Raw genomic sequence first — 26,780 nt, forward strand, 5'->3', positions numbered from 1 at the left:
TCCCGTCATACATTCCCGTGGACCGCTTTCAGCCCGTCGTCGGGAAAGCGGATGTCCATGTCGTTGGCAATGTCTCTCGGCAGGGATTTGGTCGTTTTTGCGTCCAGGTCCCGGATTTGTTCCAGTTTGCCGATGATGGTATCGCCTTTTCGTTTGCCTTCCTTCAGCCTGTTCATGGCTTCGGCATAAGCAACGCCGGCTTTATTGATATGTTCGCCCATTCCCTGCATTTCTTCCAGGAACAGGATGAATTTGTCGTACAGTAATCCGCACTGGCGGAAGATCTCATCTACGTTCCGCGCCCGGTTTTCATGCTGCCACAACTGGCGGACGATTTTGAACGTGGCCACGAGGGTAGACGGTGTAATGAGTACCACTTTTTTGCTGAGCGCGCGGTTGAAAATCTCCGGGCTTTCGTTCAAAGCCAATGTGAGCGCGGGCTCGAAGTGCATGAACATGAAAACGAAGTCGGGGGACTTGAGGGTGCCCAGGCGCTGGTAATTCCTGGCGCCAAGCTCGTCGATATGTTCGTTGATATTGCGGACGAGTTGTTTGAGATGGATTTTTTTCTCTGCGGGGTCCTGCGTGTTGAAATAGGCGACGTAGGCGTTGAGGCTAACTTTACTGTCGATCACCAGGTGCTTGCCGTCGGGCAGTTTCAGGATGAAGTCCGGTCTGAAGTTGCGCTGCTGGTCATGATCTCGGTGGACTTCCTCGCTGGTGTAATCGATGTATTTCTGGAGGCCTTCGGCTTCGAGGATGAGGCGGAGGCGGTCTTCGCCCCAGTTGCCCTGCACTTTCACGTCGGATTTGAGGGCGCTTGCCAGGCGCTGTGCGTCTTCGCTGAGGCGGAGGTTCAGTTGCTGGAGGGATTCGATTTCTTTCTTGAGGGAAGTGAGGTCGTGGATGTCTTCTTTCCGCGTTTCCTCGATGGTTTTACGGAACTGCCCGATGTCGGTCTGCAGCGGCGCCAGCAGGTGGTCGAGGGAAAGTTTGTTCGTTTCCAGGAGGTCGCGGCTTTTTTGGCGGAGGATGTCGGCCGCGAGGTTCGAGAATTCCTGCCGGTTGCTTTCGTGGATTTTTTTCAGTTGCTCGCCCAGGCCGGATAACTGTTCCTTTTCCTTGTCTGCCGCGGCGAGCCTGGCGGTGAGGGTGCGCAACTCGCCTTCCTGTGCTTTCAGTTCCTGGTCGCGCTGATGGAGGGTGAAAAGCGTGCTGTCGTACATTTCCCGGCTCACATATCCTTCGTCTACCTGTTCGCGGCTCAGCATTTTGGCCAGTTCGTCTTTCGGGGCGTAGAACCTGCGGAGGAGCAGAAAGCCGCCCAGGCCGCCTGCAAACAGCCCTGCGATCAGTACGGAAAGGAGGGTTAATGTCATATCGATCAAAGTTAACGAATCATAACGATGCGGTGCTCACCGGATTATGCACACCTGTGCATAAAACGAAAAAGGTCCGGGCGTGTTGCCCGGACCGTATCAAACATATCTCCAAAGTTGACTTTTACATGAAGTGGTAGCGTACGAAAGCCTCCATGGCCGCATATTTCTGCAGGCCCAGTTTGTCGTACAGCTCGGCGGTGTTGGCGTTGCGCTCTTCGGCACGTTGCCAGAACTCGCGTGCGTCGGCACCCTGGAAGGGAACTACGTCTTTCTGGCTCTGGTGGATGAAAATGCCCAGGCGCTTCTGCATGATCTGGTCGGGGCTCATGGGCACCGCCATTTCGATCTCGTGGATATCCCATTCCTGCCATGCGCCTTTGTAGAGCCAAACCCAGCAATCTTTCGCCCAGTCGTCGTTTTTCACGATGTCGAGCGCGGCGAAGATGATGTCCAGGCAAACTTTATGGGTGCCATGCGGATCGGCGAGGTCGCCGGCGCAGTAGACCTGTTGGGGTTTCAGCTCGCGGAGCAGGTCCACGGTCAGCTGCACGTCTTCCGGGCCCATGGGTTTCTTTTCCACCAGGCCGGTTTCGTAGAAAGGCAGGTTCTGGAAGTGCGCGTGATCGTCGCCCACGCCTACGTAACGGCAGGTGGCTTTCGCTTCGCCGCGGCGGATGAGGCCTTTGATGGCGCGGATTTCCGGAGTATCCTTCTGGCTGGGCTTCTTGCTGCCGATGAACGCTTTGGCGTTCTCCAGGATCTGGGAGCTCTTGCTGCGGTCGATGTCGAACATGCCTTCGAAACCTACGGCGAAGTCGATGAAACGGAGCACAAACTCGTCGGTAACAGCGATGTTGCCGGAAGTCTGGTACGCAACGTGTACATCATGACCTTGTTCATGGAGACGGATAAAGGTACCGCCCATGGAAATGATATCGTCGTCCGGGTGCGGGCTGAAGATGAGGGCGCGCTTGCGCTCGGGGGTCGACCGCTCGGGATGGTTGGGCAGTTCTGCGCCGGGCTTGCCGCCGGGCCAGCCGGTGATGGTGTCGCGGATGGCATTGAACTCCTTGATATTCAGTTCGTATGCCGAACCGTATTGCACGATCAGGTCGTTCAGGCCGTTATTATTGTAATCTTTGTCGGTGAGCATGAGAATGGGCTTGTTAAGCTTCAGCGCCAGGCTGGTAACGGCCTTGCGGGTGAGCTTCGGCGTCCATTCGCAGTCGCCGGTGAGCCAGGGTTCCTTGTTACGGGTGAGCTCGGAAGCGGCCTGCTCGTCGATGACGAATTTGCAGTTGGGATGCTGTTGCAGCAGGGAAGCGGGCACCTGGTCGGTGGTGGAGCCTTCCACGGAGCGCCGCACGATCTTGGCTTTGTGCTGGCCCCAGGCGAGGAGGATCACTTTCTTCGCCTTCATGATGGTGCCGATACCGGCCGTGATGGCGAGGCGGGGCACTTGGCTCATGTTGGAGAACTCGTAGGCGTTGGCCAGGCGGGTGCTGTTGTCCAGCGTTACGAGGCGGGTGTGGGAGTTAGGCTGCGAACCGGGCTCGTTGAAGCCGATGTGGCCGTTGTTCCCGATGCCCAAAATCTGGATATCGATGCCGCCAACGGTCTCGATCTTGCGCTCGTACGCTTCTGCGTAAGCCTTGATCTGCTCTTTGGGAACAGTGCCGTCGGGGATGTTGTAATTTTCTGCGGGAATGTCGATATGATTGAACAGGTGTTCTTTCATAAACCGGTTGTAGCTCTGCAAAGCATCCGGCTCGATAGGGTAGTACTCGTCGAGGTTGAAAGTGACTACGTTTTTAAAGCTCAGTCCTTCTTCTTTGTGAAGACGAACGAGTTCAGCATAAAGGTACTTCGGAGTGGATCCGGTGGCAAGACCTAATACGGCGGGCTCGTTGGCGGCCTGCTTTTCGCGTATAAGAGCAGCGATCTCCCTGGCTACGGCTTTGGAACCCGCTTTGGCATCAGGGTGAATGTCCACGGAAATCTGTTCGAAACTGTCGATCAGTTCAATTTCCTGGTGATTAATGGTCATTGTTCAGTTTTTTAATGCGTTTTCAAAAACGAGCCGGAAAATTAAATAAAATACAGGTAATGTTCTCGAAAATTTATGATTAACTATTTCCTTCCCGCTTTCCTCCCGTCAAATCCAAACCCTTTTATCCTCCGTAATTATTAGCAGTGAATGATCCCCGACCGGCCCCGGCCCCGGACGGAACCCATAACCGTCAGTAACCAAACCCATTTTACGCCCAACGCATGAAAAGAATTTTAATATTTGTGGCCAGCGCCCTCCTGCTGCACGCAACCGGCGCATCATCAGCCGCTTTTCCCGACCCGCCGGCCGCGGCCACCCGCAACGTCAACTGGGTAAAGTCCAAATCCGGTTCCTGGGCGGCCAATAAGGAAGGGAAGTCTTTCTGGTACCGGCTCGACCGCAACGCCCGCATCTGGTGGAGCCCCGACGGGCACGAATGGGCGGAGGTGACGGACGGGATGTGGGCCGATAAACAGGACCGCTGGCTCAAAATCGGGGAAGGGAAGTTGTGGTGGACGGCCGACGCCGGCAAAAATTTCGAAGAAGTACCCGAATGGAAGTGGCAGGGCCCCCGGGGCGAGTGGTACAAATTCGACGCAAAATGGACCCTTTGGGTCGCGCATTGATCACATCATCGCACCTCATCATCATCAAACATAGCACCTCATCATCTTTTCAAATAGAGTCACGAATAGCATACAGATGAAGAAACAAGTCCGCCGTTCTTGAACGGTGGTCAGCTAAAGTAAAAAGGCCGGCCCGTCTCAAACCGGGCCGGCCTTTTTATTGCTTATTGTTGGGATAACCGGGGGGGGAGCGGTAAGCTTCCATCCCCAGGCCATCCGGCGATTATTGACATTCAGCCCGCCGGCGGTTTACTGCACGATCAGTTCGTCCACAAACAGCCAGGCCGCCTGGCCTTCGCCGGGGGCGCCGTCCGGGATCTTACCGAGCGCCCGCAGGGTGAATTTCACATACCGGCCTTTCACCTCCTGCAACCGCTCGCGGATGTGAATGATGCCCGTGCCGCCGGGATCTTTTCTTTGCATCACTTCCTTGTAATGCTTCCCGTCTTCCGACACCGAAATCACGATCTCTTTCGGCGGATAGATCCACTGCTCCCGGTTGGCGAGGTAATTCAATCCCACCACCGCCATGTCTGTGCTATCTCCCAGGTCAACCACCGCTTCCATGGTACCACCGCTGTAGCCGGTCCACTGGTTGTCGGTGAACGACGTAACGCCTTCGATGCCGTTCACGAGCGCAAACGGGCCCGGGTTGTAGTTCTGGTGAGGCGTTTTGGCGAGGGTCACGGTTTTGCCCATCGCTTTGTGGAACACGAACGATTGCTGCCAGTCGTTGCCGTAAGGCTTGCCGTCCTGCAGCACCGTAGCGCGGATGGTTCCCGTTTTGGTGACGGGGATGGGGCCGGTATATGGCGTGGAAGCCGCGTCCGGCGCGGAACTGTCTGTCGTGAAAACGATCTTTCCTCCGTCCAGCTTGGAATCCAGCTTCACCTGCACGCCGTTCTTCCCGTCGTTTTCCACGCTGGCGCGCACTTCGAAAACGTGCTTGGCGTAGTTCACGGCTTTTTTATCGAGCCGGGGCAGGTGGCGTTTGAGCCTTTCGAGGAAACCGTCGTAATCTTTCTTGTCTTTGGGCGACCATAAAACTTCGGCCAGCGCCACGGCGCGGGGGTACACCATGTATTCCGCATGCTCCGGACTGCCGATATATTCCGTCCACAGGTTGGCCTGCGCGCCCTTGATGAAAGCGGCTTCGGTGGCGGAAAGGCCTTCGGGAACGGGTTCGAAGCTATATACTTTGCTCACGGGCGTGAGCCCGCCGATGGCCAGCGGTTCGTTTTTGCCGAGCGACTGGTAATAATCGAAATACACGAAATTGCCGGGCGTCATGATGACATCGTGGTGCTGTTTCGCCGCCGCGATGCCGCCTTCCATCCCGCGCCAGCTCATGACAGTGGCGTTGGGGGCTAGGCCGCCTTCCAGGATTTCGTCCCAGCCGATGATCTGGCGCCCTTTTTCATTCAGCCATTTTTCCATCCGCTGGATGAAGTAGCTCTGGAGGGCATGACCGTCCTTCAGCCCGTTGGCTTTCATGCGGGCCTGGCATTTGGGGCATTTGTCCCAGCGCACTTTCGGGCATTCGTCGCCGCCGATGTGGATGTATTTGGAAGGGAAGAGGATCATTACTTCCTCCAGAACGTTTTGCAGGAACAGGAAGGTGGAGTCGTTGCCGGCGCAGAAAACGTCGTCGAACACGCCCCATTTGGTGCCAACGGAGTATGGCCCGCCGGTGCAGCCCAGGCTGGGATACGCTGCCAGCGCGGCGAGTGCATGGCCCGGCATTTCGATTTCGGGGATCACGGTCACATGGCGGTCGGCCGCATATTGCACAACGTCCTTGATGTCTTCCTGGGTGTAGAACCCGCCGTAGGGCTTGCCGTCGAATTTATTGTCTTCGAGCCTTCCGTCGAGGGTTTCCTTTCTTCTGCTGGCGATTTCCTGCAGTTTGGGATAACGCTTGATCTCGATGCGCCAGCCCTGGTCGTCGGTTAAATGCCAGTGGAAAGTATTCATTTTATGCATCGCCAGCAGGTCGATGTACTTTTTGACGAAGGTAACGGGGAAGAAATGACGGGAAACGTCGAGGTGGAGGCCGCGATAGGCGAAGCGGGGCTGGTCGGAGATGTCGACCCCGGGCAGCCAGTACGCCGTGGCGGATTGCACGGGCAGCAGCTGGATGAGGGTTTGCATGCCGTAGAACGTACCGGCCTCATCGTCGCCGTCGATCGTCACAACATCCTTACCGACTTTAAGCCGGTAAGCTTCGGCGATGGCTTTTTCCGCAGCGGGGCGCGTCCTGAACACGATGGCGTTCATCGATCCGCTGTCCTGCATCTTCAGTTCGAACCCTGCGAGCGATCTGAACCATTCGTTGAACAGTTCGGCCGTTTTGCGATCGGCCGGGGTGGCGGCGACGAGCACGGTTTGTTTGTCGAGCAGGAAGGAATCTGCCGACTCGGTGAGCCTTGCGGGCATGGGAATGAGCTGTACGGGCGCCTTGGGCGCGGTGCCCTCGGGCCCGTGCGTGCCGCAGGACGCGAGGCCGGCAAGGGCCAGCAGTGCGATAACGAGCGTTTTAATGGTCATTGTCTGTCGATGGTTTTATGTCGGGAACAATGGGCCCTGTGCGCGGAGCGCTCCTTTCTGGCAGGGCCGTTTTCCCTTCGGCTTATCATTGATGATTTTCAGGCGGATAAGATACAAAGTTTATCGCAGTCGCCGGCGGATTCCTGTCATTCTGCATATCGTCCGGCGGCAGTCAAGCAAAATGTTCGCCCCAAGTCCGGATTGTAAACGCACGATCATAAAAAAAAGGAGCATTTCGAACGCTCCTTTTTTATTGCTGTCAATCTGCTTTCACCAAAGAAAAAGGGAGGATTGTCAGTCCTCCCTGGTTTTTATTCGATCGTAATTTCATCCGCGAAAATGTGGCCATGCTCGCCCTTTCCGGGGTGCCAGTCGGGGATTACGCCGATCGACGTAGCGATCACTTTCACGTACCGGGCTTTCGCGTTCACCGGGAGGCTCAGCTCCTGGATGAAGCTGCCATGCTCGCGCGGGGAGAAGGTATTTTTCACCACACCGGCCGATCGGAAGGTTTTACCGTCGTCGGACAGCAGGAACTCCACCTGCGTGGGGTACCATATCCAAGAACCGATATCCTGCAACACGCCGAGGCCGAGTTTCTTCAGCTGGCGGGGCGATTTCAGGTCTACGATGGCTTCCAGGTTTCCCGGGTAATGGCTTTGCCATGCGCCGAGGCGGAAATCTTCCCGCCCGCGGATCCCGTCGATCAGCCCGTCTGGCCCGCCGGCAGTAAACTGCGGGTGGATTTTCGACAGCACCGTAATGGTTTTGTCGGTAGGGATGAGGTAGAAAGGCGTTTCCGTCACCTGGCTGTATTTACCGTTGCGGAATGCCACGGCTTTGAGGCGCACGGATTTTTTCAGCGTAACGGGGCCGGTATATTTTTTCGATTTGTTATCGGGCGTGCTGCCGTCCAGCGTATAGAAAATGGAAGTGTTCGGTTCCACCGCTTTCAGTGTAACGGACATGGAATTTTTGAACCGGTCTTCCGCAGCCACTACATACGGAACGGCCACGATGAGGTCTTCGGTGATGGCGCTAACGGGCACGTTAGTGCCGGTGGCCCAGGCTTTGTTGGGCGTGGCGCTCATGTCGAACGTCAGTTCGCCGCCTTCCATGATGGCGCTGTGGGGAATAACCGAAGTGCTGAGATTTTCCGTTTTTCCGTTCGCGCTTTTCAGGCTAACGCCTTTCACGTAAAAGTTTTTCGGGCTGAGGTGGTGCGCCTTGATGGTGAAGGTTTTGCCGCTTTCGAGATGGATCTTCACTTCGTCGAATGCGGGCGTGCCGAGGCTGTAGAGGCCGTCGCCGGGGCGCACGGGGTAAATGCCCATGGCGCTCATGATGTACCAGGCGCTCATCTGTCCGCAGTCTTCGTTGCCGCTCAAGCCGTCGGGCGCGTTATGGTACATGGTGTTCATGACCTGGTGCACCAGCTCCTGCGTTCTCCAGGGCTGGCCGGCGTAGTTGAACAGGTACGCGATATGATGGCTGGGCTCGTTGCCGTGCGCGTATTGTCCGATAAGCCCTGTAATATCGCTCTGGTGGCGGCCGGAAAGTTGATCTTCGGTCGTGAAAAGATGGTTCAGCTTGTCGATGAATTTTTCCCTGCCACCGTTCAGTTTCATGAGGCCGCTTACGTCTTGCGGGGCATAGAAGCTATACTGCCAGCTGTTGGCTTCGGTGAAGAAGTTGTTCACTTCCGTGGGAACGAAGGGGCTCATCCACCTGGCGCCGATCTTGCCGCGCATAAACCCGGTAGACGCGTCGTAGAGGTTTTTGTACGATTGCGCCCGGCGCATGTAGCGATCATGCACTTCCATATCGCCGAGCATTTTTCCCATCTGTGCGATGCACCAGTCGTCGTACGAATATTCCAGCGTGCGCGACACGGATTCAGGTTGCGTATCCATGCTGAGGTAGCCCTGGCGGATGTAGTCCTGCATCCCGAAGCGGGTGCCTTCCGCATAGCTGCGCATGGCTTCCAGTGCGTATTTCGCATCATATCCGCGGATGCCTTTCTGGTAGGCGTCCACGATCACGGGCACGGAATGGTAGCCGATCATGCAGAACGTTTCGTTGCCGCTCAGTTCCCAGACGGGCAGCATGCCGCCGTTTTTGTATTGGGCAAGGAAGGTATTGATCCAGTCGTTGGTCCGGCGTTGATTGATGATGGTCATGAGCGGGTGCAGGGCGCGATGGGTGTCCCACAGCGAAAACACGCTATGATTCTCGAAACCCTCGGCCTTGTGGACTTTCAGGTCGGTGCCGCGGTACTGCCCGTCTACGTCCATGTAGAGGTTGGGATTGAGGCAGGCGTGGTAAAGCGCGGAGTAGAACATGGTTTGCTGATCGGGCGTTCCGCCTTTCACTTCGATTTTGCCGAGCTCTGTATTCCATGCCGATACTGCGTTGGCGAGCGTTCCGTCGAAGTCGAAGCCGGGCATTTCGGCGTCGAGGTTTTTCATGGCGCCGGCTTCGTTCACGCCGCTGATGGCCACTTTTACGTAGACGGGACCTTTCACGCCGAACGTAAAGTACGCCTTGATGTTGCGCCCTTCGGCCTGTTGCAGCGCGCCTTTGGTGGTGTCTCCCAACGCCACGGTGTGGCTGCGGAACGGTTGGCTGAATTTCATGGCGAAATACAGTATCTGTTCCTTCGCCCAGCTGGTGGAAGTGCGCATGCCCACAACGGTGGAGTCGTTGATCACTTTCAGGGAAGAATGGATGACGATATCGCGATGGTAGAGGTCGAGCAGTACGTGGCCTTCTTTTGCGGAGGGGGGGAATTCGTATTTATGCAGGCCTACGCGGCGGGTAGCGGTGAGACTGGCGCGGATGTCGTATTTGTCGAGTTTCACGCTGTAGAAGCCGGCGTAGGCTTTCTCGTTGGCATGGGAGAAAGGGGAGGCGTAGGCTTCGTTGTTCCACGCGGGCTGTCCGGTAACGGGCATGAGCAGCACATCGCAGTAATCCTCGATGCCGGTGCCGCTGAGGTGGGTGTGGGAGAAGCCATAGAGCAGGGAATCGGTGTAATGGTACCCGGAGCAGCCGTCCCAGCCTTTGAGGCGGGTGTCAGGGCTGAGCTGTACCATGCCGAAAGGCATACTGGGGCCGGGATACGTGTGGCCGTGGCCGCCTGTGCCGATAAAGGGATTTACTTTCTGCGCATAGTTCACGGTTTGTGCTTGCGCGGCAGATGCCAGCCCGAGGGCCAGCAAAACCATCCATTTTTTCATTCACTGTTTTTTTAATATCCAACCGCCGGCGCCGCGGCATAGATGCAGCCCGGTCGTAAAAAGCTAAAATAAGGAAAATGATTCGCTAAAACGTTTTAGTGTATTGAAAAATGATGAATGGAGGGGTAGGACGGATGACGGGATTTCCTTATTTTATATCAGCTTAAAACAATTCCCTTATGAAAAAGACCCTTCCCTTCCGGTCTGCGACGACCAGGAATGCCTGGCTTTCACGGTATTACACGTTGCCCGAAAGCGAATCCATCCCCCGCAATCATTTCATTTTCGTAGCCACCACATTCCAAAACGATTAAAACCATTATCCTCATGAAAATTGTTGCTTACTTATCTGGCGCCCTGGTGGCGCTGGCCGCCGCAGGATGCGGCAAATCTTCCATGCCCGAGCCGCAGGCGGAGCCCCGTTTGCGCGATACCCGTTCATCGACCTTACAAACATTAGGGAGCACGGTTGTGCTCATCAGCTACAATCAGTCTTCTGGCACGCTGAATGTGGATTGGGACGATGATATGGGGCAATTCCAGGGCCCGTATACCCTCACGATCTCGGGCTGCGGCCCCACGCAAACGGCGCATACCGGCAGTATTTCCTACAACACTACGATGTGGTGCACGCCCGGCGCCACGATCACGGTGAAGGTCCAGCCTTCGAGCGGCGCCGCGTCTACCGGGTCCATCATCGTCGGCTCCACCAATCCTTCCAATCCCGAATTACTGCCGCATATCGATTGCGCCGTCACAGCAGCGTCGCCATACATCGATATCGAGTACCATTTCACCTGGAGCACGACCCCTTACCAGGGTATGACCGACTCACTCTACTTTTACATCGAAGACCGGGATTACGTCAACCTGTTGCCGGAAAAAGGCATGGGCGGCGCAGCCTTCAGCGAGGGCAGCTTCACGATGCGCGTGCCGCGCCTGGCGCGGTGGAACGATTCCAACCGCGACCAGGTCTGGGTGGCGATCTGTTACAGGCGCATCACGCAAAAATATCCTCCCTTCACGCCAACGATCACATACCAATACACGATCCCGGGGCTGGACTGGTTCGGCCATTGGACATGGTAACTACCGCAAACGAAAAAGGCTCCCGGTCAGGGAGCCTTTTTATTATGTTGTCCGTGTGCCTACTTCAATAGCAGTTCCGCGATCACGGGCCGGTGGTCGGATGCGATGGTTTCTTCCACCACGGCGGCTGCGCTCACATGCCAGCGCCCTTTCCCGGAAAGCAGGATGTAGTCGAGCTTTTGGGTGGGCTTGTCAGATGGCCAGGTGGGCCCCAGTTTTTCGGTAGCGTCGGTGAAATGCGCCTTCAGTTGGGCGATCTCTTTCGATGGCGGCAGGGCGTTGAAATCGCCGGCGATCACGAGGGGAACGGGAGAACGGTGCAGTTGCTGCAGGACCAGTTGTACCTGCGAGAGCCGGTCTGCCGGGTCTTCCGTATGATCGAGATGGGCCGATGCGAAGCGCAGGAGGCTGTCGCCCGGGAGCTGCACCGTCACGATGGCGGCCGATCTCGGTTCGCCTTCTTTGCCTTTGGACGGGAGTGGGAGCGTGTAGGCCGACTGGATGGGGTATCTCGAAAGTACCCCGTTGCCATAACCGCCGCCGTCGAAGTCCATGGCTTTGCCGAAGTAGATGTACATCCCGGTGGCATCGGCGAGTTCCTTGAGAATGTCGGATTTGCCGATGCGGAGGGTGGCGGAGTCCACTTCCTGGAGCGCCACGAGGTCCGGGTTGGTGGCGAGGATCACGGTGGCGATGCCCTGGATATCGAGCTTGCCGTTCATGTTTTCGGCGTGGTGGATATTGTAGGTCAATACCTTGATCACCTGGCCCTGGACCTGCGCTTTCACCGAAAGCGCGCCGGTCATGAAAATCAGATATAAGATAATTCGCTGCATACAGTAGTAAATGGGATCCGGGCGATCGGCCGCTGTGGCGGATCTGCGCGGATCGCGCTTTATTTGAAAATGCTCTTCACGGGCCGGCCGGTCCAGCTCTGCGGGGTTTTCAGCCCGAAGATATATGCGATCGTTGCGGCCGTATCGTACGTCATCACGCTTTCCGTCACTTCATTGGCTTTTTTGATGCCTTTTCCGGTAAAAATCCAGGGGATCTGCATTTCCACCATCGTTTTGCCGCCATGGCCCTTGTTGATGCCACCGTGGTCGGAAGAAAGGATGATCACGCTGTTGTCCCACATCCCGGCGTCTTTCACGGCCTGGAGGATCTTACCTAATAAAACGTCGTTCTTATGCACTTGTTCATAGTACGGCGGAATGTTATGCCCGATCTCATGGCCCACCCCGTCTGGCTGATCGAAATGTACGAAAAGAAAATCCGGTTTCTTTTCTTTCAGGTAAGCAATAGCCGTTTCGGTAGTGGCGCTGTCTGTGGGACAGTTTTGATCTTTATTCACGGCCTGTTTCGGGAACAGGTAGCCGATGCCTCCCCAGGAATAGATTACGCCGGTTTCTGCGTTGGGCTTTTGCTCGCGCAGCAGCGTGAAGAGGGAAGGGAAGAGGCCGTATTTGTCCAGCTCCCGTGGCTCCACTTCAGGCGTTTTGCTGCCCCATTCGGTGAAGCCGTGGAGTTCCGGACCTGCACCCATGATCATGGAAGCCCAGTTTACTGCGCTGGAAGAGGGAAGTACGCTGCGCGCCTTCAACGTCCAGCTGCCGTCGGCCATCATCTGTTTCATGACCGGGTTGTCCGATTTTTCCATGGCGTAAGCCCCGAGCCCGTCCATACCGATCAGGATCACATGTTTAACACCTTTCACCTGCGCATTCGCGCCAAGCGCCATACACAACAATAAAGCTAAGTAGCGAGCTTTTCTCATGTTTCGACTAATTTAAAATTTATTTAATGTATTAACCCTGCCGCGTTTTTCACAAAGCGGAATTGTGGATAAATGTAGGGAATGATTGTTGGCTTTTGTTTAATATTTATATACAAGGATGGGTTTTTGGATAACCGGCGTATACATTAAATCGCCGTGTGGCGATCAACCGTTCAAGCCGGCTTCAGCGCCTTCGCGAATTGCGCGGACGATGGGGGCCTGCGTCACGGAAATTCCGTATTCCGGCACGCCGGGAATGCCGCCCATGCTCACGTTGGGATTGCGGTACTCCATGCGGCTGTCGATATAATCGCGGGCGGTGGAATGGTATTCCGGCGCGCCGCTGGCTTTGGCGAGGGCTTCGGCGTTGTGGGCGCGCAGTCCGGAACCGGCCATGATGCGGATGCGCCCGGCCGATTTTTCCACCAGCTCACGGATGAGGGCGGCGCCTTCCAGGGCGGTATTGCGCTGGCCGGAAGTAAGGATGCGCTCACAACCGGTGGCGATCACGTCTTCCAGCGCCTGGAACGGATCGTCGGTCATATCGAAAGCCCTGTGGAACGTAACGCCCATGGGCCTGGCAAGCTCTACCAGCGCGCGGGTGCGCTCCACATCCACCTTTCCATCTGCAGTCAGCAACCCGATCACGACACCGTCGCAACCCAGGTCTTTGCAGGCCCGGATATCGCGCTGCATGATATCGAGCTCGGCATCGTCATACAGAAAATCGCCTCCGCGCGGCCGGATGATCGGGTAGATCTTCAATCCGCATTTTTCCCTCACCGCGGCGATCATGCCGTAGCTGGGCGTAGTGCCGCCTTCGAGAAGATTGTCGCACAGTTCGATCCTGTCCGCACCGCCTTCTTCTGCGGCAATGCAGGAAGCCACGGAAGTGGCGCATATTTCCAGCGTGATCTTTTTCAAAGTCCAGATTTTTACAAAAATAAGGATCGGCTACCTGCGTTTGCCGGGTAGCCGATCCAAAGTTTCAACAATAAATTATTGGAAGTAATATTTTCCTTTGATGAGTTCTTCCTCTTTTTCGCCGGTGGTGCAGGCGTAGCTGAAACCGGGATGGAGGCAGTACGCGCCGTGCTCGCCTTTTTTGTTGAGGGCGAGGAAGCCGATCTGGATCTCTTTCGCCTTGGCGGGTTTTTTCTTCACGATGCGCAAAACCGCTTCCTTGCAGGCGGCTTCGGGTGAATATCCCTGGCGCATGAGTTCCACCACCAGAAAGCTCCCTACCACACGGATCACTTCTTCTCCCACACCGGTTGCCGTGGCGGCGCCGATTTCATTGTCGACATACAATCCCGCACCGATAATGGGCGAATCGCCCACCCGGCCGTGCATTTTGAAGGCCATGCCGCTGGTAGTGCAGGCGCCGGAAAGGTTCCCGGCCGCGTCGAGCGCCACCATGCCGATGGTATCGTGGTTCCAGGCGTTGCCGGGCAGGCGCAGCGGGTTGAACGCCGTGGTGCCTTTGCCTTCGTACGACTGGTTCTCGATATTGATGACGGGTTTATATTCCGCTTTCTTCAGCCATTCCTTCCACGCCTTTTCGGATTCGGGGGTGAGGAGGTTTTCTTTCTGGAAACCGTTCTCCAGCGCAAATTGCAGTGCGCCGTCGCCCACGAGCATCACGTGCGGTGTTTTCTCCATCACTTTGCGGGCCACGGAGATCGGGTGCTTGATGTGCTCGATGGCAGCCACGGAACCGCAGTTCCCGAACTCGTCCATGATGCAGGCGTCCAACGTAACGCGGCCGTCGCGGTCGGGATAACCGCCGTAGCCTACGGTTACGTTCTTTTCGTCGGCTTCGGGCACGTGCACGCCGGCTTCAACGGCGTCGAGCGCACGGCCGCCTTTGCCCAGCACGCCCCATGCGGCACGGTTGGCGGCGATACCGAAATCCCAGGTCGAAACAACGATCGGTTTACGGCCCTTGCCGCGCGGTGCGGCCGCTGCGGGGATACCGTCCAGCGAAAGTGCGGCGGCGCCCAGTGCGGCGGTTTTCAAAAAGTTCCTTCTGCTCTTCATACTACACTAAAGGTTATGTCACTGTTAATCTTTCATTTCCCAGGCCATGGCGCTGGCGCCGAGAATGGCGGCGTCGCTTTCCTTGAGCTCGGAGAACAGCAATTTAACTTTATTCTGGAAGATGGGGAGCAGGTTTACTTCCATGTGCTCGCGAACGGGGCGCATGATAAGGTCGCCTGCCTGGGTGAGGCCGCCGAACAGCACGATGGCTTCGGGGCTGGAGAACATCACGAAGTTGGCGAGCGCTTCCCCGAGCACCTTACCGGTGAACTCGTAGATCTCGATGGCCAGTTTATCGCCTTTGATGGCGGCTTCGTAAATGAGCTTGGAATCGATCTCCTCACGGCTGTGGTTGCGAAGCATGGAATCCAGTTCAGGATGGGCTTCGAGCAGCTCCAGCGCGGTATTGGTAACACCGGTAGCGGAAGCGTACGATTCGAGGGAGCCACGGGCGCCGGTGCCGGGATGGAGACGGCCCCCGGGTACTACGATCACGTGGCCGAGCTCGCCGGCGAAGCCGTCGTGGCCGTAAATCAGCTGTCCGTTAGCAACGATGCCGCTGCCTACGCCGGTGCCGAGCGTGATGGTGATAAAATCTTTCATGCCGCGTGCGGAGCCGTAGGTCATTTCACCGAGGGCGGCCGCGTTGGCGTCGTTGGTAAGGACCGTGGGAAGGCCGAAGAGGTCTTCCAGCATTTGCGCCAGGGGCACGATGCCTTTCCAGCGCAGGTTCGGAGCGTATTCAATGTTGCCGGTATAGTAGTTGCCGTTGGGGGCGCCTACGCCGATACCGCGGATGTTTTCGATGCCGCCGACCTGGTCGATCAGCTTGGTGAGCCGCTGGTGCAGCTCTTCGAGAAACATGGTAACTTCTTCGTGTGCTTTGGTTGACATGCGGTCCTGGCAAAGGATGTTGCCACGACGGTCTACAATACCGAATTTAGTGTTCGTTCCACCGATATCAATGCCCACCGCTAGTTGCTGACTCATAGTCTATTCCTTGGGATTTTAAAATTGATTTTACGCGTAATGCAAAGAATGCCAGGTATGCGAAGCATGCCACCGGCACGATATAAGATGTGTGAATGCCGATCGAGTCTGCGATACCGCCCTGTAACGGGGGGACCAGCGCGCCGCCGAGGATCATCATGATGAGGAAAGAAGATCCCTGGCCGGTGTATTTACCCAGGCCGGCGATGGAGAGGCTGAAAATGCAGGGCCACATTACCGAGCAGAACAGGCCGCCGCTGATGAAAGCGAAGGTAGCCACCTGGCCGGTTGTGAACAGGCCGATGATCATCGCGGCCACGCCCATCACACCGAAGGTGAGCAGCGTTTTGGCCGGCTTTTCCTGACCGTAGAAGAAACCCAGGATCTGGATCACGATGCAGATCGCGAAGGGGTACAGGATGGTGATGTCGTTCCCTTTCATGGCGTTGGCACCGAGGATGACGGCGTAAGCGATGAAGGGTACCACTACCGACAGCACCTGGCGGGCGATTTTCGAAATATTGAACACGCTGATGGCGCCCGTCCAACGGCCGATCATCAAACCGCCCCAGAAAATCGAGATATAGGGGCTGATCTCGGATTCATGCAGGCCTTCCGGCGTGAGGAACCCGGGCGTTTTCAGCAGTTCGCCGAGGTTGGAGGAAGTGCTCACTTCCACGCCCACGTACACGAAGATGGCGATCATCCCCATGATGAGCTGCGGATATTTCATGGCGCCCCATCCGTCGCCGTTGGAGCGGGCCGTGAACTGGCTGTAGAAAAGGATCACCAGGATACCAACGATCCCGGCGATGAAGTAGGGCAGGGGATGGGTGGTAACGCCCGTCCCGATGGCGATCACGACGAACATCAGGGTGATGCCCAGCAGGGAGCGCGTAGCCTTGGGGGAAGATTCGAAATGATCGTCTTCCGTGCCCTTGGGCATTTTGGTAGCTGCGAAAATACCTGCCGCTGCGAGGAAGAGGCCTACGAGCGTGAGGTACAGTACGTTGATCTTGCTGATATCGGTGTCTCCGGTCGCGCCGCTTACTTTGGCGGAGCCGAACAGGAGGATGGATACAATGATGGGGCCGATGGTGGTGCCGAAAGAGTTCACACCGCCCGCGAGGTTGAGCCGGTGCGCGCCGCCGGCGGGGTCGCCCAGGAGGATGGCGAAGGGGTTGGCGGCCGTTTGCTGGAGCGAGAAGCCGAGGGCCACGATGAAGTAGGCGCCCAGGATCAGGTAGAAGGCTGCGGTTTTGTCGGTCATGCCCAGGCCGAGGTTCACTGCGCCGATGGTGGCGGCGGCACCTACGCCGGAAATGATCAGGCCATATATGATCCCTTTCTTGAAACCGATGCGGTTCAGGATGTCGACCCCTTTCATGGCGGAAAGGAGGTAGAGGATGAGGGACCCTACGAAGTAAGCCCCGTAAAAGGCGAAGTCGATCAGCTGCGACTGGATTTGCGTCAGCTCGAAGTGCGCTTTACAGAAAGGAATGAGTATACTGTTGGAGGCCGCTACGAATCCCCAGAAAAAGAAAACGAGGACCAGTACGGAAAACGACGGATGCGTACCCTGTTTTTGTGGCGTGGACATATACCGTTAAATTTTGGTAAAATTAGGGTCTAAATGTATAATTATTTTTTTGAGAAAAGGTCAAAAAGTAACCGGAACACCTTATTTTTTTACATTGCTCAAACGTTTTAGCTAATATATTTATGAATTTAGCGAATTGTTCATTATGTTCGTGGCATTCTTGAACAATCAACCTTTGTCATTCATGAGTAATCAGACAGCTGCAGCTCCTCCCGTGGCCGCGCAACGTAACAACTACGCCCAGGCGATGGTGATCATCGCGGCGCTATTCTTTATTTTCGGCTTTGTGACCTGGCTGAACTCCGTACTGATCCCGTTCCTGCAACAGGCCTGTGAATTGACGGACACCGTCGCTTACCTCGTTACTTTCGCCTTTTATATTTCCTATGTGGTGATGGCGATCCCTTCTTCCGTGATCCTCAAGAAGATAGGCTTCCCCAGGGGCATGTCGCTCGGGTTGCTGATCATCGCTGCCGGTTCGCTCATCTTCATTCCCGCGGCGCAGATGCGTTCGTACCCGCTGTTCCTGGTCGGGCTTTTCACCCAGGGCACCGGCCTCGCGCTCCTGCAGACCGCTTCCAACCCTTATGTTACGATCCTCGGCCCCATCGAAAGCGCCGCTAAACGTATTAGCATCATGGGTATCTGTAATAAACTGGCCGGCATCATCGGTATTTTCGTGCTGGCGAAGCTGCTTTTCAGCGACACCGAAGCCGTTTCCGCCAAAATTGCCACCCTCGTGGGCGCTGAGCGCGAAGCGGAGCTCGACCTGCTGGCCAGCCGCCTCGTAGTTCCCTACGCTGTAATGGCCGGTGTGCTCGTGCTGCTCGCCATTTTCGTCCGCCGCTCCCATCTGCCTGAAATCAACCAGGACGAAGATGCCGCTCAGGCCGGAGGCGCAGACAAATACGGCCGCAAATCCGTGTTCGACATTCCCTACCTGCTGATCGGCGTACTGAGCATCTTCCTCTACGTTGGCGTGGAAGTACTGGCGATCGACACCCTCACCAACTACGGAACTTACACGGGCCTGGCCAAAGACGTAGCTTCCCACCTCGCCATCTACTGCCTGTTCGCTTTCGGCGTAGGCTATATGCTCGGCGTGGCACTGGTGCCCAAAGTCCTGTCCCAGAAAAACGCATTGATGATCTGCGCGATCATGGGCATTGTATTCACTGCCGGCGCACTGCTGACCAGTGGTATGACCTCCATCGTCTTCATCATCCTCCTCAGCTTCGCACATTCGCTCATGTGGCCCGGCATCTGGCCCCTGGCGATCGATAAGCTCGGCCGCTTCACCAAAACCGGTTCCGCATTGCTGGTAATGGGTATCGGCGGTGGCGCCATCCTGCCGCTGATCTACGGAGCCATCGTAGACGCCATGGGCGGTAACCGCCAGATCCCCTACGCGATCATGATCCCCTGCTACCTGGTGATCCTGTATTTCGCCGTAGCCGGTCACAAAAAAGGACTGCCTGCCAAATAAACCCGGTAAGGATATTATATGGTAAGCCCCCGGAGACCACGGTCCCGGGGGCTTTTCCGTTCCCCCGACCACCCGCGCCCAACAATTTTCAGAATTCTCCGCCTTTTTATTATTTTTAGGTGTAAAATTTACCCTTATAAATGATCGCAACAGCCACAGCCGAGTTCCGCAAGCGTTTCAACCGGGAGCCCCTCATCGTCAGCTCCCCCGGAAGGATCAACCTCATCGGAGAACACACCGACTATAACGAAGGGTTCGTATTGCCCGCCGCCATCGACAAGCGTATCGTGTACGCCATTGCCCTGAACGGTACGGACACCTGCAACGCCCACGCCCTGTTCAACGACGAAACACAGTCGTTCTCCCTCGAAAACATCGAGCCCGGCGGCGATTGGATCAATTATATCAAAGGTGTAGTGTACCATCTGCAGCAACAGGGGCACGAAGTGAAAGGGTTCGATTGCGTCATCACCGGCGATATCCCCATCGGCGCTGGCATGAGCAGCTCCGCCGCCGTGGAAGGCGGCCTGGCCGTAGGGCTCGACCATCTCCTTCACTTCAACCTTTCCCGCATGGAAATGGCCCGCATCGGTCAGTTGGCGGAACATACCTTCCCGGGTGTGAAATGCGGCATTATGGACCAGTTCGCGAACCTGCACGGCCGTAAAGACAGCGTCATGCTGCTCGACTGCCGCAGCCTCGATTATCAATATTTCCCCTTCCGGTTTTCCGGCGAAGTGAAAGTGGTGCTGGTGAACTCGATGGTCCACCATTCCCTCGCGTCTTCGGAATACAACGTCCGCCGCGCGCAGTGCGAAGAAGGGGTGAACATCCTGCGGGATGTGTACCCTGGTATCAACAGCCTCCGCGATCTCACGTCGGAACAGATCATCCTGCAAAAACAATTACTGCCCGCCAAAGTGTACGACCGCTGCCTCTACGTGACCCAGGAAAACGAGCGGGTGGAAAAAGCCTGCGCACATTTGCAGCGCAACGAGCTGAAAGAAGCCGGCGCGCTCATGTTCGCTTCCCACGAAGGATTGAGCAAACTCTACGAAGTATCCTGCCCGGAGCTGGACTTCCTGGCCCAACTGGCCGCGCAACGCCCCGAAGTGGCCGGCGCACGCATGATGGGCGGCGGCTTCGGCGGATGCACCATCAACCTCGTTCAAACAGACAAAGTCGCGGATTTCTGCGATTTCGTGCAGGAACAATTCCGGCAGCGTTACGGCGTTTCTCCTGAAATCTATATCACTTCCATCGAAGACGGCGCCAAAGTCCAGTTGACTGCCGAAGCCGTGGCATAAAAAATCTTTAAGGCAACAAAAAAGCCGGCTGCAGATCGCGGCCGGCTTTTTTTAATGTACAAAAGTCGCATTAACGTTGCGCTGCAAAATCGACGGTGAGGCCGATGCGCAGGGTGTTGGACAGCGGGTTGCGGTTGGTCCCGTTGCCGGTTGGCACGAGGTACGACAAATTCATGCCCACCATGCGGTAGCGCCCGCCGATACCGGCCGTGATCTCATGCACGCTGCCTTCGCGCTTCCTGCCGGAAACATAACCCAGCCTTGCGCTGAACGCATTCCGGTACGAATATTCCGCACCGCCCGAAAAGCGCCAGGTATTATTGCTGAAAGATTTGAACCAGGCTTCCATGGCGCCCGTTTCATAATATTCCTTCACGTCCGTCATCTTCGGCACCATCAGTTTGTTCACTTCCGCGCCCAGCATCAGTTTATGATCTTCCTGCATGGCGAAGGTGTAAGCCGCGCCCAGGCCGAGGTTCGCGGGAAGGAACTCCTTCTGGTCGGAATCGCCGCGGTAGGCGATCCGCGAACCGAGATTGCTCAAGGCCAGGCCTGCCGTAAAGCCCTGTCCTGCATCGTTCAACCCGGAATAGAACAGCGAAACATCGCCCGCTACGGCCGTGGCGGCTTTGTAGCGGACCGCGTTCAGGTTGCCACGCACGAGGCTGGAATTGATGTAACGGAACGCCACGCCGATGCCGAAACGGCCGGTCAGCTTGCGTGCATACCCAATATCGAACGACATTTCCCGCGGATACGAAGTCTTCAGCAACTGGCCGTTATGATCGGTCAGCGGCAGGTTGCCCAGGCTGAAATAGCGGATGTTGGCGGAGATGGCCTGTTTGTCGTCCAATTTGTAATACCCGCCGGCATGCAGGAGGTACACGCTTTCGGTGATTTCGCGCAGCCAAGGGCTGTAATTCACGGCCAGCGATCCGGTGCTGTCGGCGAAGGGCGTTTTGGCGAGGTTCCACAGGCCGCTGTTGGCATCCGGACTGGTGGCGAGGCCCATATTGCCCATGCCGGTCGAACGCGCATCCGGCGCAATGCGAAGGAAAGGAACGGCGGATGAGGTGATATCGATGGGATTGTTCGTTGATTGTCCGCTGGCGGCGCCGGCGCAGGTCAGCAGCAGCGCAGCGATCGAATGGCGGAACAGGTGTATCTTTTTCATGTATCTCTTTTTGAAGCCGGGCCACGCGGGCCCGGCTGTTAGTTTTAGTTAATCGCTACGTTTTGGGTCAGCCTGGTCTTGTCTCCCACGATCTGCAGGATGTACATACCGGTCGGTATATGCGAAACATCCAGCTGGAAGGTATTGGTCTTGTTTTCCAGGCTGAAGTATTCATGGTACACGCGTTGGCCCGACGTGGTGAATAGCATGATGCTCGCTTTCTGTCTTTCCACGACGGTAACATTTACCTGCAGCGTACTGCGGCTGCTGGCCCAGGCTTTCACGATATCTTTCGGTTTTTCCGTCACCCTCAGCACACCGGCCACGGTGGTGATGTTGTAGTTCCGGTCGATGCCGGTGGTGATGGTGATGGGATAGTTCCCCGGGCGGCTGTATTCCGTGGCGGTCGTCCGGATGATCACCGGAGTCGTGAGCGCGGAGGGGCCTTCGTTCAGCACAAACCCGACGTAAGTCGCATTGAGGGCCGGATTGGCGGTACCTACTTCCCTGGTTTTGTCGGCCGCCCGGATCGTCAGCGGCGCTTTGGCTACCGTGAGCGTCCGCGTAACGGGCGTTGCAGGCAGCCATTCGTTGTTACCGGCCTGGCGCGCAGTGATCACGGCGGTGCCCGCACCTACGATGTGAAGCTGGCCATTGGTAATGGTGGCCACGTTCGGGTTGCCGCTGGTGTACGTCACCACCAGGTTCGAAGACGAGCTCGCACCCGCCGCAAAATCTCCGTCGCCATAAGTCTTCGTCGCGAGGCTGGGGAAGGTGATGGTTTGCGTCCGTGAGCGCGGCGTAACGGTCAGCGTGCCGGGAACGTAGGTCAGCATATAATTGCCGGAAGCTGCGCCGGCCGCGGTGATCGGGTAGTTACCGGGTGTGGAGTTGCGGTCGGCGGTAGTGGAAACGACGGGCGCGGTTTGCAGATCGCCGGCGTCGTCGCCATTCACGAAACCGGTGTAACGAACGGTCAGCGGGGGATTGTCGGTACCCTGTACTTTCGTTTTATCCTCGGCGGTCACGGTCAGCGGCGCTTTGGCGATGTCGAAGGAGTGAGTGGCCGGAGTGGCGGCTTCCCAGTTGTTGTCGCCGGGCTGTTCCGCCTTGATCCGTGCGGTACCGGCTTTGAGGATGCGGACCGTTGCGCCGGTGATTTCCACAATGTCCGGCGTTTCGCTCACGAAACGAACGGGCAGGTTGGATGTAGCGGTGGCGGTCAGCACGAAATTGGCGCTGCCGTACACTTTATTGGCAGGCGCGGTAAACTGGAGCTGTTGGGCGCGCCGCGTGATGGTAAGATTGGCTTCGGTGTAGTTGAACTGGTAATTTTCAGCCGTGCCGCCCGTTAACCGGATGCGGTAAACGCCTGCGGGCGATTGCTGGTTGGCCGGTGTGTTGACGATCGGCGCGGTCAGGATCACGCCTGCATTTTCGCCTTTCACGAAACCTGCATACCGGATATCGATAGCGGGCATGGGATCGAGGTATACCTTGCTGGCGTTCTGCGGGCTGGCGGTGATGGTTGCCTTGGCGACCACGACCGACCGGGTTACCGCCGTTGCGGGCAGGTAATCGTTATTGCCGTCCTGTTCCGCGCGGATGGTGGCTGTACCGGCTTTCAGGATGTGGACCTGTCCGTTCACGATGCTGGCCACCGCGGGCGTGAGCGAAACGAGGCGTACCGCGAGTTGCGAGGAAGCGGTAGCGCCCGCCGCAAAGTCTGCGTCGCCGTATGTTTTGGCGGTCATCTGGGGGAAGGTGATGGTTTGCGGTTGTTTCGGTTTAGCCGTTACCGTGAGCGTCCCGTTCACGTACTGCATGGTGTAGTTGGCGGCTGCTGCGCTTCCCGGGTAAATGGGGTAGCTGCCGGCCGGTGTACTGGTGGTAACTGCAGTGGTGGGCGTGGCCCTTTGTGTGAGGACGTTCACCGTTTCATTTTTTACGAATCCGGTGTAAGACACGGTGAGCGTGGGATTGGCGGCGCCTTCCACTTTGGTTTTGTTGTCTGCCTTCACTTCCAGCGTGGCGCGGCGCACCACGAAAGTGCGGCTCACGTCCGGCGCTGCTTCGTAATCGTTGTCACCGGCCTGGCTGGCGATGATCACCGCATTGCCCGAGCCGATAATGCTCGCCTGTCCGTTTGTGATGGCAACAACAGCAGGAGTGGTAGTACGGTAGCTAACAGGCAACCTGGAGCTGGAAGTGCCGTCCAGCGGGATGTTCGCGTCGCCATAGGTCTTATCTGCGATGGCCGTCAGTGTGATCGTTTGCGATTGTTTGGGGCGCGGCTGTACGAGCAGCGTGCCTTTGGTCATGGTGATCGTGTAGTCCGGAGACGTGGCGCCGGTTACCGTGATGTCGTACGAACCGGGAGCGGAGCTGCTGGTGGCTGTTGTGGCCAGCACGGCAGGCGTAGTCAGTACCGACGGCTGTTCGTTATACATGAGCCCGATATATCTGGCGGTGAGCGCAGGCACGGCCTGGCCCTGGGTCATCACTTTATCTTCTGCGAGGATGGTCAGATCGGCTTTGTTGACGGTAACGGTGATGCTCACCGGCGGCGCGTCTTCCCAGGTTTGGTCGCCCGGGCAGTTGGCCGTGATCTTCGCCGTTCCTGCGCCTTTGATCTGTAATTCCCCGTTCACGATCTGTGCAACGGCGGTATTATCACTTTGGTAAAATACCTGCAATTGCGAGCTGGCGCTTGCGCGAAGGGCCACCGGCGCCATGCCGTAACGAAGTGCGGCGAGGGTCGGGAACGTAATGGTTTGCGGCTTGCGCGGCGGCGGCTTGATGGTGAGGATGCCGGGGATGTGGGTGATGGCGTAATTCGCGGCCTGGGCGCCGGAGATACTGATGGTATAATCGCCCGGAGCGTCGCCGGCTTTGGCGGTGGTGGCCAGGACTGGCTGGGTCCGCAGCACCGCGCTCGTTTCACCCAACACGAACCCGGTGTAGCTCGCGGTAAGCGCCGGAATGGGGGCGTTGAATTCGATGGTCTGGTTATCTGCCCGGATGGTCAGCGGTGCGCTGCCGATGCGGAGGGTTTTGCTGACGGGCGTGGCCGGGGCATAGGTGGCGTCTCCGTCCTGTTTTGCCGTGATGGTGATGGTGCCGGCTTTGAGGATGTGGACTTTCCCGTTAACGACTTCCGCGTATCCGGGGGTACTGAACTCATACGAAACGGGCAGGTTCGAGCTGGCGGTGGCCTGTGGGTCGAAGTCGGCATCGCCGTACGTCAGTGTGGGAAGATCGGGGAAGGTGATGGTTTGCGTAGTCCCGGTTGTGGTGGCGGAGCCCCGCAGCGGCGGTGTCGTGTAATAATAGAGGTTCGGCAGCATTTCGTACACGGCGAAATGGTAGTTGGTGCCTGCCGTGAGGCCGGTGGCCGTGAACTCGCCGTTCGAAGTATATCCCAATACGAAATTCCCGTTGCCGAGTGAGCTTCCGCTGCCGTAGCCGGCACCATCCTGCGGGTTCGCGTCCACCGGCGCACCGATCTTGTAAACCACGAGCCTCCGTGCTCCGCCGCCAACGGTGAAGTTCAGTTTCATGGTGGTATGGGCGATGTCGGAGAAAGTGAGGTTGCTCGCCTGCGGGCGTGCGTAATCAATAGTGGTGCCGCTGCCGTCGGTCATGGGATCGGCGGTATAATAGAACGGTTCCCCGTTGATCTCGTTGTAGTTGATCACGCGGAAATGATAAGTGGTATTGGGTTCCAGGGTGTTGACGGTGGGAGCGTTCCAGGTGTCTGCATGAATGACGAACTCGCCGGGTGCTATTTCCTCGCCGTCTCCCCATTTCCAGCTGGGACGATAAACTTTTTTGTCGACGGGGACTGCGGTGACGGGGGAACCTTTCTTCCCGATCACGAGCAGCTTCGTCCCGTTGCCCATGTTGCAATACACGCGAAGCGAATTGATGAGCCGGGTGTCGATCTGGAGGTCTCTGGGATGTGTGGTCGGTTTCGCTTCTGTGGCGGTGCTGAATGTGGCGGCGGGTTTCAGGTACATGGGGGCTCCGTACCCGTTGGCTTCGAACAGGGCGAAGTGATAGGTGACGCCCGGCTGCAGCTGGTAAATGGTGGCTTGCGTATGGGTACCCCAGGTGAGCACGTAGTTGCCGTTCCCGATCTGTTGCCCGTTGCCGAAATTGTTGTTGGCGTTATAGGTCTGAAAATCTTCCGGGGAAACGTCTACCGGTGAATTCGCTTTCGCTATGAGGATACGGTTGCTGCCGTCTCCTTTTGTCCATTTGAGCGTCATTTGAAATGCTCGAATGTCGTCGGCAGATATGGCGGAAGATTGTGTGGCAGGGGTAGTAAGTGTCCGGGTGGAACCTTCGCTGAATGCGGAGGTCAGGTAATCGGGCGAACTGCCATCTTCATATTCGAAAGCCCGGAAATAATACATGGTCCCTGGTTCCAGTCCGCTCACCGTTGAGATCCAGTCAGTTCCGGCATAGACTACAAATTCGTCCGTCCCCAGCTTCGAGCCCTGGCCGAACACGCCATTGGGCGTGTAGGTAACGCCATCCTGTGGCGCGGTGGTAACGGCGCTACCTTTACGGCCGATTACGATGCGCTTGCTGCCGTTGCCGGCGGGGAACAACAAGCGGAACTGTTTAGGCTCGTGGCTGTCGGAATACAGGTTGGTAGGCGGCTGTGTGGGCTCGGAGGGCGTTTTGAAAGACGTGGTGGCGGAGGGCCTTATATATGCCGGAGCGCTGTAGCCGTTGTATTCGTATGCGGCCACATGGTAGGTGGTGTTGTTTTTCAGCCCGTAAATAGTTTGTGTCTGGGAAGCGCCGTACCAGTTGTACACCACGTAGTTGCCGGTACCTACCTGGTGCCCGCGGCCGAATGTCCAGTCTGCATTGTAGTATTTGAATTCATCAGGAGTTGCATCCACCGCACTTCCTTCCCTCACTACGATGATCCGGCCGTACCCATTCCCGTTCGTCCAGTTGAAAGTGGCTTTGTTACCGGTAAGATTGGTGAAATTAAGTGCGGAAACCTGTTGAGTGGGAGGCGCCACGGTGGCTTTGTTGGCGGTCAGGAAGCCTGAATTCAGGTATTCGGTCGTAGTGCCGGTACCGTTATACTCGAACACGGCGATGTAGTATTCCACACCGGACGTCAGCCCTGTCAGGCTGATCTGGTTGATATTGCCGTCGCCGATCACGAATTCGCCGGGCTTGATGGCCTCTCCCTGCCCGAAAGCGGCATTGGCGGTGTACGTTTTGCCGTCTTGCGGACGGGCAGATACGGGCTGGCCCGCCCGGGCGATGACGATGCGCCGGGCACCGTCGCCGCGTGTCCAGTAAAAGTTCAGGTAATTCCCTTCAATGCCGTTCCAGACAACATTGGTGGATGGCAGCGTAGGTGCTGCTGCATGTGTTTCCGTGAGGCTGCCGAACAGCAGCAGCACCAACGGGAGGATCCGTAGTAGTAGATGCTTCATGAGAG

17 protein-coding genes are annotated in these 26,780 nt (G+C 56.9%); 5 read left to right on the forward strand and 12 right to left on the reverse strand.

Annotated elements, in window-relative coordinates:
- Window positions 1–5 precede the first annotated feature (5 nt).
- Both ACQKLP_RS06620 and nagB read right to left on the reverse strand, forming a co-directional pair.
- A complete protein-coding gene (locus ACQKLP_RS06620) occupies window positions 6–1,379 on the reverse strand; it encodes a DNA recombination protein RmuC (RefSeq protein ID WP_427321233.1) in 1,374 nt (457 codons plus the stop codon).
- A 124-nt stretch (window positions 1,380–1,503) separates the two neighbouring features.
- Window positions 1,504–3,429 carry a glucosamine-6-phosphate deaminase gene (gene nagB / locus ACQKLP_RS06625; protein WP_427321235.1) on the reverse strand — a complete coding sequence of 642 codons (1,926 nt, stop codon included), beginning with the start codon at window positions 3,427–3,429 and terminating at the stop codon, window positions 1,504–1,506.
- Between the two features lie 224 nt (window positions 3,430–3,653).
- Between nagB and ACQKLP_RS06630 the strand changes: the two genes are divergently transcribed.
- Window positions 3,654–4,058, forward strand: a complete 405-nt coding sequence (locus ACQKLP_RS06630; protein ID WP_427321237.1) for a hypothetical protein — start codon at window positions 3,654–3,656, stop codon at window positions 4,056–4,058.
- A gap of 249 nt (window positions 4,059–4,307) precedes the next feature.
- On the opposite strand, the gene ACQKLP_RS06635 is transcribed toward ACQKLP_RS06630, so the two are convergent.
- Window positions 4,308–6,605 (reverse strand): glycoside hydrolase family 20 protein, encoded by a 2,298-nt coding sequence (locus ACQKLP_RS06635; protein ID WP_427321239.1) that lies wholly within the window; start codon window positions 6,603–6,605, stop codon window positions 4,308–4,310.
- Between the two features lie 311 nt (window positions 6,606–6,916).
- Window positions 6,917–9,844: a GH92 family glycosyl hydrolase gene (locus ACQKLP_RS06640; RefSeq protein WP_427321241.1), complete on the reverse strand. Its 2,928-nt coding sequence runs from the start codon at window positions 9,842–9,844 to the stop codon at window positions 6,917–6,919.
- A 179-nt stretch (window positions 9,845–10,023) separates the two neighbouring features.
- On the opposite strand from ACQKLP_RS06640, the gene ACQKLP_RS06645 reads away from it, so the two are divergent.
- Together ACQKLP_RS06645 and ACQKLP_RS06650 are read left to right on the forward strand one after the other, a co-directional pair.
- Entirely contained in the window at window positions 10,024–10,158 is a 135-nt protein-coding gene (locus tag ACQKLP_RS06645; protein WP_427321243.1) for a hypothetical protein, read from the forward strand.
- Between the two features lie 13 nt (window positions 10,159–10,171).
- Window positions 10,172–10,933, forward strand: coding sequence for a hypothetical protein (locus tag ACQKLP_RS06650; protein WP_427321245.1), 762 nt, complete (start codon window positions 10,172–10,174; stop codon window positions 10,931–10,933).
- Between the two features lie 59 nt (window positions 10,934–10,992).
- Here ACQKLP_RS06650 and ACQKLP_RS06655 read toward each other — a convergent pair whose 3' ends face one another.
- The 6 genes from ACQKLP_RS06655 to ACQKLP_RS06680 form a co-directional block, all read right to left on the reverse strand.
- On the reverse strand, window positions 10,993–11,769 hold the full coding sequence (locus ACQKLP_RS06655; RefSeq protein ID WP_427321247.1) for an endonuclease/exonuclease/phosphatase family protein: 777 nt from the start codon (window positions 11,767–11,769) through the stop codon (window positions 10,993–10,995).
- 59 nt (window positions 11,770–11,828) lie between these two features.
- Window positions 11,829–12,710, reverse strand: a complete 882-nt coding sequence (locus ACQKLP_RS06660) for an alkaline phosphatase (RefSeq protein WP_427321249.1) — start codon at window positions 12,708–12,710, stop codon at window positions 11,829–11,831.
- Between the two features lie 165 nt (window positions 12,711–12,875).
- Window positions 12,876–13,634: a copper homeostasis protein CutC gene (locus tag ACQKLP_RS06665; protein WP_427321251.1), complete on the reverse strand. Its 759-nt coding sequence runs from the start codon at window positions 13,632–13,634 to the stop codon at window positions 12,876–12,878.
- A 75-nt stretch (window positions 13,635–13,709) separates the two neighbouring features.
- Window positions 13,710–14,750 (reverse strand): N(4)-(beta-N-acetylglucosaminyl)-L-asparaginase, encoded by a 1,041-nt coding sequence (locus tag ACQKLP_RS06670; protein WP_427321253.1) that lies wholly within the window; start codon window positions 14,748–14,750, stop codon window positions 13,710–13,712.
- 24 nt (window positions 14,751–14,774) lie between these two features.
- On the reverse strand, window positions 14,775–15,740 hold the full coding sequence (locus ACQKLP_RS06675; RefSeq protein WP_427321255.1) for an ROK family protein: 966 nt from the start codon (window positions 15,738–15,740) through the stop codon (window positions 14,775–14,777).
- Entirely contained in the window at window positions 15,712–17,340 is a 1,629-nt protein-coding gene (locus ACQKLP_RS06680) for an MFS transporter (RefSeq protein ID WP_427321257.1), read from the reverse strand. Before ACQKLP_RS06680 ends, ACQKLP_RS06675 begins: the two co-directional genes overlap by 29 nt.
- A 184-nt stretch (window positions 17,341–17,524) precedes the next feature.
- On the opposite strand from ACQKLP_RS06680, the gene ACQKLP_RS06685 reads away from it, so the two are divergent.
- The gene (locus tag ACQKLP_RS06685) at window positions 17,525–18,826 is read left to right on the forward strand and encodes a sugar MFS transporter (protein WP_427321259.1); all 1,302 of its coding nucleotides are present in this window, start codon (window positions 17,525–17,527) and stop codon (window positions 18,824–18,826) included.
- Window positions 18,827–18,966: 140 nt separating this feature from the next.
- Window positions 18,967–20,133, forward strand: coding sequence for a galactokinase (galK, locus tag ACQKLP_RS06690; RefSeq protein ID WP_427321261.1), 1,167 nt, complete (start codon window positions 18,967–18,969; stop codon window positions 20,131–20,133).
- A gap of 70 nt (window positions 20,134–20,203) precedes the next feature.
- Here the strand turns inward: galK and porV are convergent, their stop codons facing one another.
- Together porV and ACQKLP_RS06700 are read right to left on the reverse strand one after the other, a co-directional pair.
- Window positions 20,204–21,307: a type IX secretion system outer membrane channel protein PorV gene (gene porV / locus ACQKLP_RS06695; protein ID WP_427321263.1), complete on the reverse strand. Its 1,104-nt coding sequence runs from the start codon at window positions 21,305–21,307 to the stop codon at window positions 20,204–20,206.
- A 44-nt stretch (window positions 21,308–21,351) separates the two neighbouring features.
- A complete protein-coding gene (locus ACQKLP_RS06700) occupies window positions 21,352–26,775 on the reverse strand; it encodes an MBG domain-containing protein (protein ID WP_427321265.1) in 5,424 nt (1,807 codons plus the stop codon).
- Window positions 26,776–26,780: the final 5 nt, after the last annotated feature.

It is taken from the genome of Chitinophaga sp. NPDC101104 (genome assembly GCF_050277495.1).
In the GTDB taxonomy this organism is placed as follows: domain Bacteria; phylum Bacteroidota; class Bacteroidia; order Chitinophagales; family Chitinophagaceae; genus Chitinophaga.